The sequence below is a fragment of the Paraburkholderia caledonica genome (assembly GCF_000383275.1).
Taxonomy (GTDB): Bacteria; Pseudomonadota; Gammaproteobacteria; order Burkholderiales; family Burkholderiaceae; genus Paraburkholderia; species Paraburkholderia caledonica.
Genome location: NZ_KB911040.1, coordinates 272,893 through 288,931 on the forward strand (window position 1 = coordinate 272,893; position 16,039 = coordinate 288,931).

12 protein-coding genes are annotated in these 16,039 nt (G+C 63.4%); 5 read left to right on the top strand and 7 right to left on the bottom strand.

The features are described from left to right. Positions 1–28: 28 nt before the first annotated feature. Positions 29–811: an L-iditol 2-dehydrogenase gene (locus tag H281_RS0121405; RefSeq protein WP_020069200.1), complete on the bottom strand. Its 783-nt coding sequence runs from the start codon at positions 809–811 to the stop codon at positions 29–31. A 282-nt stretch (positions 812–1,093) separates the two neighbouring features. On the opposite strand from H281_RS0121405, the gene H281_RS0121410 reads away from it, so the two are divergent. Genes H281_RS0121410 through H281_RS0121425 form a run of 4 tightly spaced genes read left to right on the top strand, consistent with a single transcriptional unit; the run spans position 1,094 to position 4,289 of the window. Next, positions 1,094–1,570 carry a Fur family transcriptional regulator gene (locus H281_RS0121410; protein ID WP_020069201.1) on the top strand — a complete coding sequence of 159 codons (477 nt, stop codon included), beginning with the start codon at positions 1,094–1,096 and terminating at the stop codon, positions 1,568–1,570. 52 nt (positions 1,571–1,622) lie between these two features. Beyond that, the gene (locus H281_RS0121415; RefSeq protein ID WP_020069202.1) at positions 1,623–2,564 is read left to right on the top strand and encodes a metal ABC transporter solute-binding protein; all 942 of its coding nucleotides are present in this window, start codon (positions 1,623–1,625) and stop codon (positions 2,562–2,564) included. Continuing rightward, on the top strand, positions 2,561–3,514 hold the full coding sequence (locus tag H281_RS0121420) for an ABC transporter ATP-binding protein (RefSeq protein WP_020069203.1): 954 nt from the start codon (positions 2,561–2,563) through the stop codon (positions 3,512–3,514). The genes H281_RS0121415 and H281_RS0121420 overlap by 4 nt, the downstream gene beginning before the upstream one ends. Beyond that, positions 3,507–4,289 (top strand): metal ABC transporter permease, encoded by a 783-nt coding sequence (locus H281_RS0121425; protein WP_020069204.1) that lies wholly within the window; start codon positions 3,507–3,509, stop codon positions 4,287–4,289. The genes H281_RS0121420 and H281_RS0121425 overlap by 8 nt, the downstream gene beginning before the upstream one ends. Before the next feature lie 59 nt (positions 4,290–4,348). On the opposite strand, the gene fghA is transcribed toward H281_RS0121425, so the two are convergent. The 3 genes from fghA to H281_RS0121445 form a co-directional block, all read right to left on the bottom strand. Then, entirely contained in the window at positions 4,349–5,200 is an 852-nt protein-coding gene (gene fghA, locus H281_RS0121430) for an S-formylglutathione hydrolase (RefSeq protein WP_020069205.1), read from the bottom strand. Positions 5,201–5,265: 65 nt separating this feature from the next. Then, the gene (locus H281_RS0121435) at positions 5,266–6,372 is read right to left on the bottom strand and encodes an S-(hydroxymethyl)glutathione dehydrogenase/class III alcohol dehydrogenase (protein WP_020069206.1); all 1,107 of its coding nucleotides are present in this window, start codon (positions 6,370–6,372) and stop codon (positions 5,266–5,268) included. A gap of 191 nt (positions 6,373–6,563) precedes the next feature. Then, on the bottom strand, positions 6,564–8,030 hold the full coding sequence (locus tag H281_RS0121445; protein ID WP_020069208.1) for a xylulokinase: 1,467 nt from the start codon (positions 8,028–8,030) through the stop codon (positions 6,564–6,566). A gap of 427 nt (positions 8,031–8,457) precedes the next feature. On the opposite strand from H281_RS0121445, the gene H281_RS0121450 reads away from it, so the two are divergent. Continuing rightward, entirely contained in the window at positions 8,458–9,867 is a 1,410-nt protein-coding gene (locus H281_RS0121450) for a nucleobase:cation symporter-2 family protein (RefSeq protein WP_020069209.1), read from the top strand. A gap of 162 nt (positions 9,868–10,029) precedes the next feature. Here H281_RS0121450 and H281_RS0121455 read toward each other — a convergent pair whose 3' ends face one another. From H281_RS0121455 to H281_RS0121465, 3 genes are read right to left on the bottom strand one after another with little or no spacing between them, the layout of a single operon-like run. Continuing rightward, a complete protein-coding gene (locus H281_RS0121455; protein ID WP_020069210.1) occupies positions 10,030–11,559 on the bottom strand; it encodes an efflux transporter outer membrane subunit in 1,530 nt (509 codons plus the stop codon). A 1-nt stretch (position 11,560) separates the two neighbouring features. After that, positions 11,561–14,782, bottom strand: coding sequence for an efflux RND transporter permease subunit (locus H281_RS0121460; protein WP_020069211.1), 3,222 nt, complete (start codon positions 14,780–14,782; stop codon positions 11,561–11,563). An 18-nt stretch (positions 14,783–14,800) separates the two neighbouring features. Beyond that, complete coding sequence (locus tag H281_RS0121465) at positions 14,801–16,033, bottom strand: efflux RND transporter periplasmic adaptor subunit (RefSeq protein ID WP_027804824.1); 1,233 nt, start codon at positions 16,031–16,033, stop codon at positions 14,801–14,803. Positions 16,034–16,039: the final 6 nt, after the last annotated feature.

A 16,039-nucleotide genomic window follows, 5' to 3' on the forward strand; every position in this document is an offset into this window, starting at 1 on the left:
TGACGCTGGATAACGCGGCTTCAGCCGCTCAACTCATCCAGTTGCCGCCGTCGACGTTCAGGGTTTGCGCAGTGATGTAGTCTGCATCCGCGGATGCGAGGAATAGTGCCGCTCCGGTCAGATCGTCGGGAACGCCCATGCGCCCAAGCGGCACCGCTTCGCCGACGAGGCGCTTCTTCTCGCCGAGCGGCCGGTTCTCATAGCGGGCGAAAAGCGCGTCCACTTCTTTCCACATCGGCGTATCGACGACACCCGGCGCGATGCCGTTCACGTTGATCTTGTGCGGCGCGAGCGCCAATGCAGCAGATTGCGTGTAGCTGAGGACGGCCGCCTTGGTCGCGCAGTAATGCGACACGAGTGCTTCTCCGCGCCGCCCCGCTTGCGACGACATATTGATGATCTTGCCGCCGCGGCCTTGCTCGACCATCTGCCGTGCAACGGCTTGCATGAGGAAGAACATGCCCTTCACGTTGACCGCGAAGAGACGGTCGAACACGTCCCACGATTCGTCGAGGATCGGGCGCATATCGAACAGCGCCGCATTGTTGAACAGGATATCCACGTGGCCGAAGCGCTCCAGCGTGCTCGCCACGATGCGCTCGATGTCCTCGCGGCGAGTGACATCTGCGCTGACCGTGAGCACGCGCTCGCCGTATGCGGCGCGCAGCGTGTCGCCGAAACTGTCAGCCGGCTTCACGTCTACCAGCACGCATTGCGCGCCTTCGTCCAGATAACGTCGCGCCACGGCTTCGCCGATGCCGCTTGCTGCGCCTGTCAGGATGGCCACCTTGTCTTGCAATCGTGCCGACACGCTTTGTCTCCGATTCGTTTCGCTTTTTGGAGGCGCGGTGAGCGAACGCTCATTGCGCGATCAATTGCTCTGTTTGTGATCGAATGATCGGATACGCACCGGGTCATGTCAAGGCGCTCTCTCAGATTTCGATGGTGCAGCGCGGAACGAGCGCGCCCGACGGTTGCAGCGCTCCTGCGTCCGACCGGTGACAAAAAAACGAGATACGTTATATCATTGCGACCTCGCGGTACGAGCCGCCCCTGCATCCGCCTGACGTCACCGATAAGGAGATTCGTGCTGATGGCTACATCGACTGCAGAACATCATGCTGTGCGGCTTGCGCATGCCGAAGCGCATGCCGCATTGCATGGCTTGGCCCTGACGCCGCTGCGGCGTCAAGTGTATGCGGCGATTGTCGCGAGCGAACGGCCTGTCGGCGCCTACGAGTTGCTTGCCGCGCTCGAACCGCAACGCGGCCGCGTGCCGCCCACCACGGTCTATCGCGCGCTCGATTTTCTGCTCGCGCATGGCTTCGTGCATCGCATCGAGTCGAAGAATGCGTTTGTCGCCTGCTGCGAGGTCGGCGTGCCGCACTGCAGCCAGTTTCTAATGTGCGACCGCTGCGGCGCGACCGTCGAGATTCCGGGCGACGTCCTCGCCGAGCAGCTGTCGCATAGCGCCCCGGCACACGGCTTCGAGGTACACCGAGCGGTCGTCGAATTGAGCGGTCTTTGCGCACGGTGCGCACGCGCGTCGCGCGCCACTGCGTCCACATGAGCCATCGCTTCACGCTTGCAATTCATTCAACCCTCACGCAGCAGGACACATAATGAAGAAGACCGGCACGAGGTTGTTCTCGAAGTATGTCGCGGCGGTTACAGCCGCCTTCGCGTTAAGCCAGGCAGCATTTGCCGCGGATGCGAAAATCCCGGTGGTCGCCGCAGAAAATTTTTATGGCGACGTGGTGCAGCAACTCGGCGGCGAGCGCGTCGACGTGACCAGCATTCTCAGCAATCCGGACCAGGACCCGCATCTGTTCGAAGCCAGCCCGAAGACGGCTCGCGCGTTGCAACACGCGAGCATCGTGGTCTACAACGGTGCCGACTACGATCCGTGGATGGTGAAACTGCTGGCGGCTTCGAAAGGCACGAAGCGCTCGACGATCGTTGCGGCCGACCTTACCGGCAAGAAGAGCGGCGACAATCCGCATCTCTGGTACGACCCGTCGACCATGCCCAAGGTGGCGCGCGCGGTGAACGAGGCGCTCGTCGCGGCTGACCCGGCGCACAAGTCGGCGTACGATGCGAATCTCGCGAAGTTTCTGGATTCGCTAAAGCCGGTGGAGGCGAAGGTTGCCGAGTTGCATGCGCGTTACACGGGCACGCCGGTCACGGCAACGGAGCCGGTGTTTGGCTATATGTCGGACGCAATCGGGCTGAGCATGCGCAACATGCGCTTTCAGCTGGCGGCCATGAACGAAACCGAAGCGAGCGCGTCCGACATCGCCGCGTTCGAACGCGATCTGCGTGAAAAGCGCGTGCGCGTGCTGATCTATAACAGCCAGGCAACCGAGGCTCTGACCAAACGCATGTTGAAGCTCGCGCAGCAATCGAAGGTGCCGACCATGAGCGTCACCGAGACCGAGCCCGCGGGTAAGACCTATCAGACGTGGATGCTTTCGCAGCTCGACGCGCTCGGCGCAGCGCTCGCCCAAGGCGACGCGGCCGGCGCGAATGCGGCGGCGGCCAGCGTCAAAGGAAAAACGCAATGAATGTCACTGGCCGCAGCACGCCAGCCAATCTGTCAGCAAGCGCAGCGAGCCGCGCGCCCGTGCTCGAAGTGGATCACGTCACGCTCGAACTCGGCGACCGCACGATCTTGCGCGATGCCGGCTTCGTCGTGAATCAGGGCGAATTCATCGGCGTACTCGGGCCGAACGGCGCCGGCAAGACCACGCTGATGCGCGCGGTGCTCGGCCTCGTACCTGCGGCAAGCGGCTCGATCCGCGTGCTGGGGCAGCCGGTGGAACGCGGCAACGCGTCGATCGGTTATATGCCGCAAACGCGCAGCGCACTCGCCGGACGGCGCGTGCGTGGCCGCGATTTCGTGGCAATGGCGGCCGACGGCCACCGTTGGGGACTACCGCACGCAGACGCCAGGACGCGCGCGGACGTCGAGCGCGTGCTCGAACTGGTCGACGGCCGAAAGCTTGCTGAGCGCCCGTTGTCCGAACTCTCGGGCGGAGAGCGGCAGCGCCTGCTGCTCGCGCAATGTCTGCTCGGCGCGCCGAAACTGCTGCTGCTCGACGAACCGCTCATCAGCCTCGACCCGCATCATCAGAAGAGCGTCGTCGAACTCGTGCGGCGCGTGCAGCAGGAACTCGGCATTGCCGTGCTGTTCTCGGCGCACGAACTGAATCCGCTGCTCAACTCGCTCGATCGCGTGCTGTATCTCGGCAGCGGCGTGGCCGCGCTCGGCACCGTCGACGAGGTCATCACCCGGCCCGTGCTGTCGCGCCTCTACGGTTCGCCCATCGACGTGATGCGCGTGAACGGCCGCATTTTCGTGATGTCGGGCGGCGTCGAAGTAGAAAAGCACGATCACGAACATGAACACGACGGGAACGGCGGCCACTCGCATTCCCATGGTCATTCGCACGGACCCGCGCACGGCCACTCACACCAGCACGACTCACGCGACGGACATAAGCACGATGTTTGAATACGACTTCATGGTGAACGCGTTCGCCGCGTCGGGAATCGTCGCGGTGCTCGCGGGCGTGGTCGGCTATTTTCTCGTGATGCGCGGACAGACCTTCGCCGGCCACGCGCTTTCCCACGTCGGCTTCACTGGCGCGACCGGCGCCGTGCTGATCGGCATTTCGCCGATCTGGGGCATGGTCGGCTTCACGCTCGCGGCCGGCGTCGGCATGGGCGCGCTAGGCGAACGCCTTGCCGGACGCGATGTGGCAATCGGCGTGATCCTGTCGCTGTCGCTCGGCTTCGGCCTGCTGTTTCTGCACTTTTTCACCGCCTACGCGACGCAGGTCACAGCGCTACTGTTCGGCAACGTACTCGGCGTAAACGAGTCGACGCTCGCCGTGCTGGCGGCCTTGGGCGTAGTCAGCCTGCTCGCGCTCGCGGCGATCATGCGCCCGTTGCTGTTTGCTTCGCTGCAGCCTGAACTGGCCGAAGCCAAAGGCGTGTCGTTGCGTCTCGTGTCGGTGCTGTTTCTCGCGATTGCCGCGCTCGCAGTGGCCGCGTGCACGCAGATCGTCGGCGTGCTGCTGGTCTTCACGCTGATGGTCGGCCCGGCCGCCGCCGCGCAAAACATGACGACGCGGCTTTCCGCCGGCCTCGTGCTCGCCGCCGCGTTCGCGTTGCTGCAGGCGTGGCTCGGCGTGACGCTCGCGTTTTATACCGATTGGCCGACCAGCTTCTGGATCACTGCGCTGTCGGCGGTGGTGTATGGCGGAAGTCTGCTGAAGCGCCGCTAAACGCAAGGGCGCTAGATGGGATGGCGGCCCGCAACGGCGCCGCCATCGGTACAAAAGATTCAGCCGACCAGGACCTTCGCGTGATGCGCGATGTGATCCTGAATGAAGGTCGAGATGAAGTAATAGCCGTGGTCGTAGCCCGCATGGCGGCGCAACGTCAGCGGTTGGCCCGCCTCACGGCATGCGGCTTCGAACACGTCCGGGTACAGCTGCTCGGCGAGAAACTGGTCGGCGAGTCCCTGATCGACCAGAATCCCCTCCGCGAACTGGCGCGATGCGCGCCGCACGAGTTCGCTTGCGTCGTATTCCTTCCACGTCTCGCGGTTCTCGCCCAGATAGCCGCTGAACGCTTTCTCGCCCCAAGGGGCACGCGTAGGCGCCGCGATTGGCGCGAAGGCCGACACCGAGCGATAGATGTCCGGATTGCGCAGCGCCATCATTAACGCGCCGTGGCCGCCCATTGAATGCCCGAAGATGCCGAGCCGCGAACCGTCGACGGGCAGTTCCTTCAACACCGTTTCGCGCAGCTCGTCGCGCACGTACGAGTACATCCGGTAGTGCCGCGCCCACGGATCCTGCGTTGCATCGACGTAAAAGCCCGCGCCCACGCCGAAGTCCCACGCGGCGCTCTCGTTCGGCACACCCGCGCCGCGCGGGCTCGTATCCGGCGCGACGAGCGCAACGCCATGTTGCGCGGCGAAGCGCTGCGCGCCGGCCTTGATCGGGAACGTCTCTTCGGTACAGGTGAGCCCCGCGAGATAAAACAGCGCGGGCACCTTCGCATCTGGCTGCAGGGCCTGCGGCGGCAGATACACCGAGAAGCGCATGGGCAGGCCGACGGTCTGCGACTCGTGCCGGTAAAAGCGCTGCTCGCCGCCATGACAGGCGTGCGACGACAGTAGCTCAAGCATCGTCTTGCTCCTTGTAGGTCGCTTTCATTGAGTCGCTTTCATTGAGCCGCTTTGATTGCGCCGAGTTAATACAGCACGACCGAGCGGATCGACTCGCCTTTCTTCATCAGATCGAAGCCCTCGTTGATGCGCTCGAGCGGCAGACGGTGCGTGATGAGGTCGTCGATATTGATCTTGCCTTCCATGTACCAGTCGACGATTTTCGGCACGTCGGTGCGGCCACGCGCGCCACCGAATGCGGAGCCCTTCCACTCACGGCCCGTGACGAGCTGGAATGGACGCGTGCTGATCTCCTCGCCCGCCGCCGCCACGCCGATAATGAACGACTGGCCCCAACCCTTATGCGTGCATTCGAGCGCCTGGCGCATCACCTTCGTATTGCCGATGCATTCGAACGAATAGTCGGCGCCGCCGTCGGTAAGCTGCACGATGTGATCGACCACATTCTCGACTTCGTTCGGGTTGATGAAGTGCGTCATGCCGAATTTTTTCGCGAGTTCCACGCGACCCGGATTGATGTCCACACCAATGATCTTGTCCGCGCCCACCATCTTCGCGCCTTGAATCACATTCAGACCGATGCCGCCGAGCCCGAATACGACCACATTCGCGCCCGCTTCCACCTTCGCCGAATACACGACCGCGCCGACGCCCGTCGTCACGCCGCAGCCGATATAGCAGATCTTGTCGAACGGCGCGTCTTCACGCACCTTGGCAACCGCGATCTCCGGCACGACGATGTAGTTCGAAAAGGTGGACGTGCCCATGTAGTGGAACAAAGGCTTGCCGTCCAGCGAGAAACGCGACGTGGCGTCGGGCATCAGGCCCTTGCCTTGCGTCGAGCGGATCGCCTGACACAGGTTGGTCTTGCGCGACAGACAGAATTTGCACTGACGGCATTCCGGCGTGTAAAGAGGAATGACGTGATCGCCCTTCTTAAGCGTGCCGACGCCCGGCCCCGTATCGACGATCACGCCCGCGCCTTCGTGGCCCAGAATCGCCGGGAAAATGCCTTCGGGATCGGCGCCCGAGAGCGTGTAGTAGTCGGTGTGGCAGATGCCCGTCGCTTTCACTTCGATCAGGACTTCGCCTGCGCGCGGTCCTTCGAGATCGACTTCTTCGATCGTCAACGGTGCGCCGGCTTTCCATGCGATTGCTGCTTTGGTCTTCATCGTGAATGCTCCTGTGAGTCTGTGAATGCGACGCGCGTCGCCGCCTGCAACATGGCGATGCGCGAATATACGGGGATCATGCTGCGGCCGATGCCTGCGCCGCGCGAGCTACAGGCTAACGCATGAAAAGCGTCATGGTATTGCAAAGTGCGCCGCGGCATTGTCAGCAGGTGACATTACCGCTCTGCTCGTCAGGCGCCGGGGGGTGCGTCGAACCATGTTTCGACGCGACCATATAGATCGAGAAAACGTGCATAGCGTTCAGCGAGCGCGCGATCGCCTCGCGGGCTCGCCACGTGTGTCGCACCGGGCGCGAGCGCAGCGATATCGTGCACATGCCAGTGACCGCTTGCAATGCCACCGAGAATAGCCGCGCCGCGCGGGGCGGCATTCGGACAATCGACCGCGTGCAGTTCCGCATCCAGCGCATCGGCGAGCAACTGGCGCCAGCGGGCATCGACGGAACCGCCTCCTGCAAGCTTCAATGACGTCACTGTCGCGCCGCTCGCGCGGATCGCATCGAGCCCGGCGCGCAGCGAAAAAGCGACGCCTTCGAACGCGGCGCGCATCATCGCGCCGCGCGTGTGATCGAGAGCAAGGCCGAGCCAGCCGCCGCGCGCCGCAGGATTGAGCCACGGTGTGCGCTCGCCTGTGAGGTACGGGAGGAAGGTCAGCGGCGCTGCCGCTGCGGCGGCGTTGGCGTTGATCTCCGAGCCGTGGTTCGCGTGCTCGCCAAAGGCTTCGGCATAGGCGTCACTCCATTCGTAGCATAGCCATCCGCGCGCGCGCTCGAGTGCAATGCCTACGTTCTGCATGGCCGCCATCCGATACCAGTGATCGCTCGCCGCGCGATAACGATGCAAGCCTTTAACCGCCTGCGGCTCATGTTCGGCGAGTACGACGATCTGGCCACCGGTGCCGGTCGTCAGAAGCGCGTCGCCGTCGCGTGCAATGCCGCTGCCGAGCGCAGCGCATGGGGTGTCGGCGGCACCCGTAGCAAGCACGATCCCCGGGCGCAAACCCAAGGCCTGCGCCGCGTTCTGCGACAACACGCCGGCGGCTGCATATGACGGCCCCAACGGCGGGAACCACTCGTGCGGAATGCCGAGCCGTTCGGTCAGCGCCGCGTCCCACGTGCCATCCGGATCGGCGAGCGCAGTCGCGCAGGCGTCCGACGGATCGGTTGCGACCGCCCCGCCCAGCGCGACGCGCAGCCAGTCTTTTGGTTGAAGTGCCCAGCGGGTGCGGCGCGCGGACTCCGGTTCATGCGACACGATCCAGCGCAGCAACGGACCGGCCATACCTGGCGCCACCGGATTAGGCTGCGGCTCGGGCCACGCGTCGAGCAAAGTCCGCGCGCGCGTGTCAGGCCACAGCATGGCAGGCCGCACTGCATTGCCGGTTTCGTCGATCAACACGACGCCGTGCATTTGCCCCGACAAGCCGATCGCCTTGACCTCGCGACGCAAGCCGTCGGGCAAGCGGGCAGCCGCTTCGCACAGCGCGCGCCACCACGTCTGCACCGACGTCTCCGCCCAGCCGGCGTGCGGCGTCTCAAGACCATAAGCGACGCTCGCGGCGGCCCGTTCATGGCCGTCTTCATCGACGATTGCAACTTTGAGGGAGCCGGTGCCGAGGTCGATGCCGAGAAAGCTCATGAGTGATGGAGCGTCGTCAGTTAGGGTGTGATTGAGAGCACGCAGACCGTGCCGTGAGCGCCGACTTTTGCCAGTCGCGCGATGTGTGCAAACCAAGGGCTGCCGCATGCGCAATGCGGCCAGATCGCGGGTTAACCCCGGTCGGCGACGAGTTTCGTGAAAACACGACTATGTGCCAGCCCGGATACACCTGATCGATTCTCACATATATCGCGGCGGCTCGGGCATGCGCACGACCGCGCGCGCATCGCCGCTACAAGGGGCTGACCGCCGGTGAACCCGCCGCTCGCGTCGATTCCGGCTTTCAAAACGGGCTGGCGCATATCGTCACCGGGAATGCCGGAATAGGCCCCAGCGGTCTTGTTGCGCTTTTTCGTCCCCGATACCTTGGAGTCCATCCCAAAACTAGATTGTGGAGAGAGACGTTATGCAATCGAACACGGTTCACCCGTGCGACGAGCGGCTGCCCGCGGGCCAGTTGCTCACCCTCGGCATCCAGCACGTTTTGGTGATGTACGCGGGCGCTGTCGCCGTCCCGCTGATCGTCGGCGCCGCGCTGAAACTGCCGAAAGACCAGATCGCGTTTCTGATCAGCGCCGACCTGTTCTCGTGCGGCATCGCCACGTTGATCCAGACGCTCGGGTTGTGGATTTTCGGCATCCGCCTGCCGGTCATCATGGGCTGCACGTTCGCCGCAGTCGGTCCGATGGTCGCGATCGGCACGAATCCGTCGCTCGGCATTCTCGACATCTTCGGCTCGACGATTGCCGCCGGCGTGATCGGCATCCTGCTTGCGCCGGCCGTCGGCAAGCTGCTGCGCTTCTTTCCACCAGTGGTGATCGGCGTGGTGATCTCGGTGATCGGTTTGTCGCTGATGGGCGTCGGCATTAACTGGGCGGCCGGCGGCGTGGGCAATCCCGACTACGGCAACCCGGTCTACCTCGGGCTGTCGCTGCTCGTGCTGATGCTGATCCTGCTCATCAACAAGTTCGCCAAGGGATTCATCGCGAATATTTCCGTATTGCTCGGCATTGTCGCGGGCTTCGTGATCGCGCTGGCGCTCGGCCGGGTCAACATGGAAGGCGTCACGCACGCACCGTGGGTCGGCTTCGTGATGCCGTTCCACTTTGGCCTACCGCACTTCGATCCGTTGTCGATCGCGACCATGGTCACTGTGATGTTCGTTACCTTCATCGAATCGACGGGCATGTTCCTCGCGGTCGGCGACATGGTCGATCGTCCCGTCGATCAGAAAGCGCTCGTGCGCGGCCTGCGTGTGGACGGACTCGGCACGCTGATCGGCGGCATCTTCAACTCGTTTCCGCATACGTCGTTCTCGCAGAACGTCGGCCTGATCGGCGTCACGGGCGTGAAGAGCCGCTTTGTCTGCGCGATGGGCGGCGTGATCCTCGTGTTGCTCGGCCTGTTTCCGAAGATGGCGCAAGTGGTCGCGTCGGTGCCGGCATTCGTACTCGGCGGTGCAGGCATCGTGATGTTCGGCATGGTCGCGGCCAATGGCATCAAGGTGCTGTCGAAGGTCGACTTCGTACGGAATCACCACAACCTGTTCATCGTCGCGGTGAGTATCGGGCTGGGACTCGTACCGGTCGTGTCGCCACACTTCTTCTCCAGACTGCCGCCCGCGTTGTCACCGCTGCTGCATAGTGGAATCTTGCTGGCTTCGGTATCCGCGGTCGTGCTGAATCTGATTTTCAACGGCGTCAAAAGCGAGAAGAAGGCGCAGTGCGAAATCCGCAAGGCCGGCCACGATTTCGATGGACGCGGCGGCAACGATCAGCCTCGCGACGAAATGCTGCGCGCGGCGGACCTGCATTGAAAGTGAGGGCTCCGACGTTGAATCGGTGAAGCTTGGGGTTTTATTGCAATGCCTCGCCAAGAGGCGCGTCTGCGCAATTGGCGCACCGCTGTAAAAGAAAACGCCACGGCATGCCGTGGCGTTTTTTTCTTCGGTGGCTTAACCGCCGAACTGCTGTAACGGTCAGCCGGCGGTCGCAGCCGAAGCCGCTGCCGGCGCACTTGCTGCACCGTAGTCCACGGGTGCGTCGGCCGGACGCGGCTGATCGCCGCTATGCTCGATCCAGCCGCCGCCGAGCGCCTGGTACAACGTCACCAGGTTCTGCAGACGCTCCATGCGCGCAGTAATCAACGACTGCTGCGCCGAATACAAAGCGGTCTGCGCGGTCAGCACCGCCAGGTAACTGTCGACCCCGTTCGTATAGCGCAGATCCGACAGATCCAGCCGGCGCTGTTCCGCAAACGCGTTGCGCTCGAGCGACTGGATCTGCTGATCGTACGTGCCGCGCGCGGCGAGCGCGTCTGCTACCTCGCGGAAGGCCGTCTGGATGGCCTTTTCGTACGTAGCGATCTGGACGTTCTTCTGGATATTCGCGAGATCGAGGTTGGCCATGTTCTGACCGCCCTCGAAAATCGGCAGCGTGATCGACGGCGCGAAACTCCACGCTGCCGAACCCGGCTTGAACAGGCCGCCGAGCGTCGGGCTGAGCGTGCCAAAGCTGCCCGTGAGCGAAACCTTCGGGAAGAAGGCCGCGCGCGCGGCGCCGATATTCGCGTTGGCCGCAAGCAGATTCTCTTCGGCCTCCATGATATCGGGACGACGCGTCAGCAGATCGGACGGCAGACCCGCCGGAATATCCGTGAGCAGATTCTGGTCGTTCAAAGTGAGGCCCGGCGCGAGGCCGGCGGGCAACGGCTCGCCGACCAGCAGCACCAGCGCGTTTTCCGCCTGTGCCCGCAGACGCGCCTGCGCTTGCAGGTTCGCCTCGGCCTGCTCGACCACGGTCTGCGCCTGGCGAACATCGAGTTCGGAGCCGGTACCGTTGTCGAACTGCAGCTTCGTGATGCGAAACGACTCTTGCGCGGTCTTCAGCGTACCTTGCGTGACCTTCAGCAGATCGTCGAGTTCGAGCACCGTCAGGTACTGATTCGCCACCTGCGAGACCAACGCGATTTCAGCCGCCTTGCGCGCTTGAGCCGTGGCCAGGTACTGAGCCAACGCCTGGTCCTTCAGGCTTTGAATCCGCCCGAAGAAGTCGATTTCCCACGATGCGTTCAGGCCGACCGAATACGAGTTCGAAATCGTATTGCCGAACACCGACAGATCTTTCGGCGTCCGCTGTTTGCTTTGCGATGCCGCGGCGTCGAGCGTCGGGAACAGCCCCGCGCGAACGATACGGAACTGCGCCTGCGACGCCTGCATGTTCAGCACCGACACGCGCAGATCGCGGTTGTTCTTCAACGCGATGTCGATCAACTGCTGCATGCGCGGATCGATGAAGAAATCGCGCCAGCCGATGTCGGCCGCCGCCAGGCCGTTTGCGCTGCGCGCACCGGCCCCGCCAGGCTGCGTCGTGCCCGGCTGCGTGTCGTACACGCCGCCGGTCGGGAACGTGCTCGTCACCGGCGCGGCGGGGCGTTCGTACTTCGGCGCCATCGTGCAACCGGCGGCGAGGAACGCGACCGCCACTGCAATCAAAGAGTGTTTTTGCATCTCAATGTCCGTCCTTGCCCGAGCCATTGGTGTCGGAACCGCCAGCCGCCCCGCCACCTTGCGGATCATGCGGATGGTGCTCGTTGTAGTGTGCGAGCGCCGCGTCCGGATCTTCCTTGTCGCCGCCGAACTTCGCGCGGATCACGACGAAGAACATCGGGATCATGAAAATCGCGAGGAAGGTCGCCGTCAACATACCGCCGATCACGCCCGTACCGATTGCGTGCTGGCTCGCCGAACCCGCGCCGTTACTGATCGCGAGCGGCATCACGCCGAGAATGAACGCGAGCGACGTCATCAGAATCGGACGCAGTCGCAGACGTGCCGCTTCCAACGCGGCCTCGACCGGACCCATGCCCTCGCTCAGCTGCAATTCGCGTGCGAATTCGACGATCAGGATCGCGTTTTTCGCCGAGAGCCCCACGGTTGTCAGAAGACCAACCTGGAAGAACACGTCGTTCTCGAGCCCACGCAGCGTAGCGGCCAGCAATGCGCCGATCACGCCGAGCGGCACCACCATGATCACGGAGAACGGAATGGACCAGCTCTCATACAACGCCGCGAGACACAGGAACACGACGAGGATCGAGATGCCGTACAGGATCGGCGCCTGAGAACCGGACTGGCGTTCCTGCAACGAGAGGCCCGTCCATTCGTAGCCGACACCCGCGGGCAGCTTCGCCACGAGCGCTTCCATCGCCGTCATCGCCTGACCCGTCGACTTGCCCGGTGCCGCCGCGCCCTGGATTTCCACCGCGGAAATACCGTTGTAACGCTCGAGCTTCGGCGAACCATAGGTCCACTGGCCGCTTGCGAACGACGAGAACGGCACCATGCCGCCTGCCGTGTTGCGCACGTACCAGGTGTTCAGGTCTTCCGGCGTCATACGGAACGGTGCATCGCCCTGCAGGTACACCTTCTTGATACGGCCGTCGGTATCGAGGAAGTTGTTCACGTATTGCGACGCCCACGCGATCGAGAACGTCTGGTCGATTGCGGACAGCGATACGCCGAGTGCCGAGGCCTTTTCGTGGTCGATGTTCACCTTGAACTGCGGCGTATCGTTCAGGCCGTTCGGGCGCACCTGAGCCAGCGTCGGATCCTGCGCGGCCATGCCGAGCAGCATGTTGCGCGCTTGCATCAGCTTTTCGTGGCCGACACCCGCGCGGTCCTGCAGCTCGAAGTCGAAGCCGGCAGCCGTGCCGAGTTCCGGAATGGACGGCGGATTCACCGGATACACGAGCGCACCCTTGTAGCTGCCGAAGTGCATGAAGAGGCGGCCCACCAGCGCCTGTACCTTTTCATCCGCATGCTGACGCTGCGCGTAGTCCTTCATCCGCACGAACACGAGACCGGCGTTCTGACCGCGGCCCGCGAAGCTGAAGCCGTTCACCGTGAAGGTGGATTCGACAATCGCCTTCTCGCCGTTGAGCAGATAGTCCGATACGTCTTTCAGCGCGCGCGCTGTGGTTTCCTGCGTGGAACCCGAAGGCGTCTGCACCAGCACGAACATCGTGCCCTGGTCTTCGTCCGGCAGGAACGACTTCGGCAGTTTCACGAACAGCAAACCAACCGCGAAGATCACCACCATGTAGATGATGAGCCAGCGGCCTGAGCGCTTGATCACGTGGTGCACGCCCGAGTGATACTTGTCGCGGCTCTTGTTGAAGTTCCGGTTGAACCAGCCGAAGAAACCCTTCTTCTCTTCGTGATGACCTTGCGGAATCGGCTTGAGAATCGTCGCGCACAAAGCCGGCGTCAGAATCAACGCGACCAGCACCGACAGCACCATGGCCGCCACGATGGTCAGCGAGAATTGCCGGTAAATAGCACCGACCGAGCCGCCCGAGAACGCCACCGGCACGAACACCGCCGACAGCACGAGCGCCACGCCGACGAGCGCGCCGGTAATCTGGTCCATCGCCTTGCGGGTGGCTTCACGAGGCGATAAGCCCTCTTCCGCCATCACCCGCTCGACGTTTTCCACCACCACGATCGCGTCGTCCACCAGGAGGCCGATTGCCAGCACGAGCCCGAACATGGACAACGTGTTGATCGAAAAGCCCACCATGCTCATGACCGCGAACGTGCCCAACAGCACCACCGGAACTGCGATGGTCGGGATCAGCGTGGCGCGCAGGTTCTGCAGGAACAGGTACATGACCAGGAACACCAGCACGATACCTTCGAGCAGTGTCTTGACCACTTCCTCGATCGACAGACGCACGAACGGCGTGGTGTCGTACGGATACTGGACGACCAGACCGTGCGGGAAGTACTTCGACAGTTCGGCGACCTTCGCTCGCACTGCCTTCGCCGTTGCGAGCGCATTCGCGCCGGTGGCGAGCTGGATACCGAAGCCGGCGGTAGGCTGCCCGTTGTACTTGGTGTCGAAGTTGTAGTTTTCGCCACCGAGCTCGACGCGCGCGACGTCCTTGATACGGACCTGCGAACCGTCGGGATTGACCTTCAGCAGCACGTTGCCGAACTGTTCAGGCGTATTGAGCAGCGTCGCTTCCGTGATGGTCGCCTGCAACACCTGCCCCGGCACCGACGGCGTGCCGCCGAGCGAGCCGCCGGCAACCTGTACGTTCTGCGCCTGCAGCGCGGTCTGCACGTCTACGGGAGTCAGGCCGAAGTTGGTCAGCTTGTTCGCGTCGAGCCAGATTCGCATTGCGTACTGCGAGCCGAACAGCGTGACCGTGCCCACGCCGTCGATACGGCTGACCGGGTCCTGAATGTTCGACGCCACGTAGTTCGCGAGGTCGTACTTGTTCATGCTGCCGTCTTCGGACACGAACGCCATGACCAGCAGGAAGCTGCTGCTCGACTTCGTGACCTTCGTACCCAGCTGCTGAACCGCTTGCGGCAGCAACGGAGTAGCGAGCTGCAGCTTGTTCTGCACCTGCACCTGCGCGATGTCAGGATTGGTGCCGGCCGCGAACGTCAGCGTGATGGTTGCGGTACCCGAGTCGTCCGAAGTGGACGACAGGTACAGCAAGTGGTCAAGACCACTCATCTGCTGCTCGATCACCTGCGTGACGGTGTTTTCCACCGTCTTCGCCGAAGCGCCCGGATACGTTGCGCTGATCTGCACAGCCGGCGGCGCGATGGTCGGATATTGCGCGATCGGCAATGTGAACACCGACGCGATACCCGCGAGCATCAAAATGATGGCGATCACCCATGCAAAAATCGGGCGATCAATGAAGAACTTTGCCATGTGGCGGGCTCCCTGTTATTACGCGCCCGATGCAGCGGAGGCAGGTTGAGCCGTCTGCGCACTGCCGCTGGCGGCCGGCGCACCTTGAGCGGCTGCGCCGGAGGCGGGTGTAGCGGGAAGTTGCGCGGCGACGGTCTTGACCTGCATGCCCGGTTTCGCCTTGTCGGTGCCCTGCACGATCACGCGGTCGCCGGGTTTCAGGCCGCTCTCGACCACCCAGTTCGAACCGTACGTGCCCGAGGTGACGAGCTGACGCAACGCGACCTTGTTGTCCTCACCGACGACGAGCGCAGTAGGCTGACCTTTCTGGTCGTGGGTGATACCGACTTGCGGCACGACGAGCGCGTTCTCGTTCACGCCTTCCTCGATCTTCGCGCGCACGAACATGCCCGGCAGCAGCACCTTGTCCTTGTTCTGGAAGATCGCGCGGACCGTGACGGAGCCCGTGCCCTGGTCGACCGTCACGTCGGTGAACTGCAGCTTGCCCTTTTCGGAATACGTACGGCCGTCTTCCAGAATCAGCGAAACCTTCGCGGCGTCTGGGCCGTTCGTCTTGAGACGCCCTTCCTGCATCTGGCGGCGCAACTTCAGACCTTCGAGGCTCGACTGCGTCAGGTCGACGTAGACCGGATCGAGTTGCTGCACGGTGGCGAGCAGGGTCGCGGCGCTCGCCTGAACATAAGCGCCCGGCGTGACTTGCGACACGCCGATCTGGCCCGTCACGGGCGAGGTCACGTCGGTATAGCCCAGGTTGATCTGCGCCGTCTCGACCGCGGCCTTGCCGGCGGCGACGTCGGCGGCAGCCTGGCCTTGCGCGGCTACTGCGTTGTCATAGTCCTGCTTGCTGACCGCGTTGGCGGCAACCAGCACCTTGAAGCGGCTTGCCTGCGCCGTGGTGGACGCGAGGTTGGCCTGCGCCTTGGCGAGCGTCGCCTTCGCGTTGTTCAGCGTGGCGATGTACGGCGCCGGATCGATCTTGTACAGGCGCTGGCCAGCCTTGACCTGGCCGCCTTCGGTGAATTCGCGGCGCAGCACGATGCCGTCCACCCGCGCGCGCACTTGCGCGACGAGGAAAGCACTGGTGCGGCCCGGTAATTCAGTGACGACAGGTACGGTAGTCGGCTGGACTGTGACGACGCCGACTTCGGGCGTCTGTTGCGGCGGGGCAGATTGTTTTGGTCCGCATGCTGCCAGCAATATGGCAGCCGTCGCGGCACTGATTAAGCGGAATGGAACCCGTTCGACGCGCATGGAGCG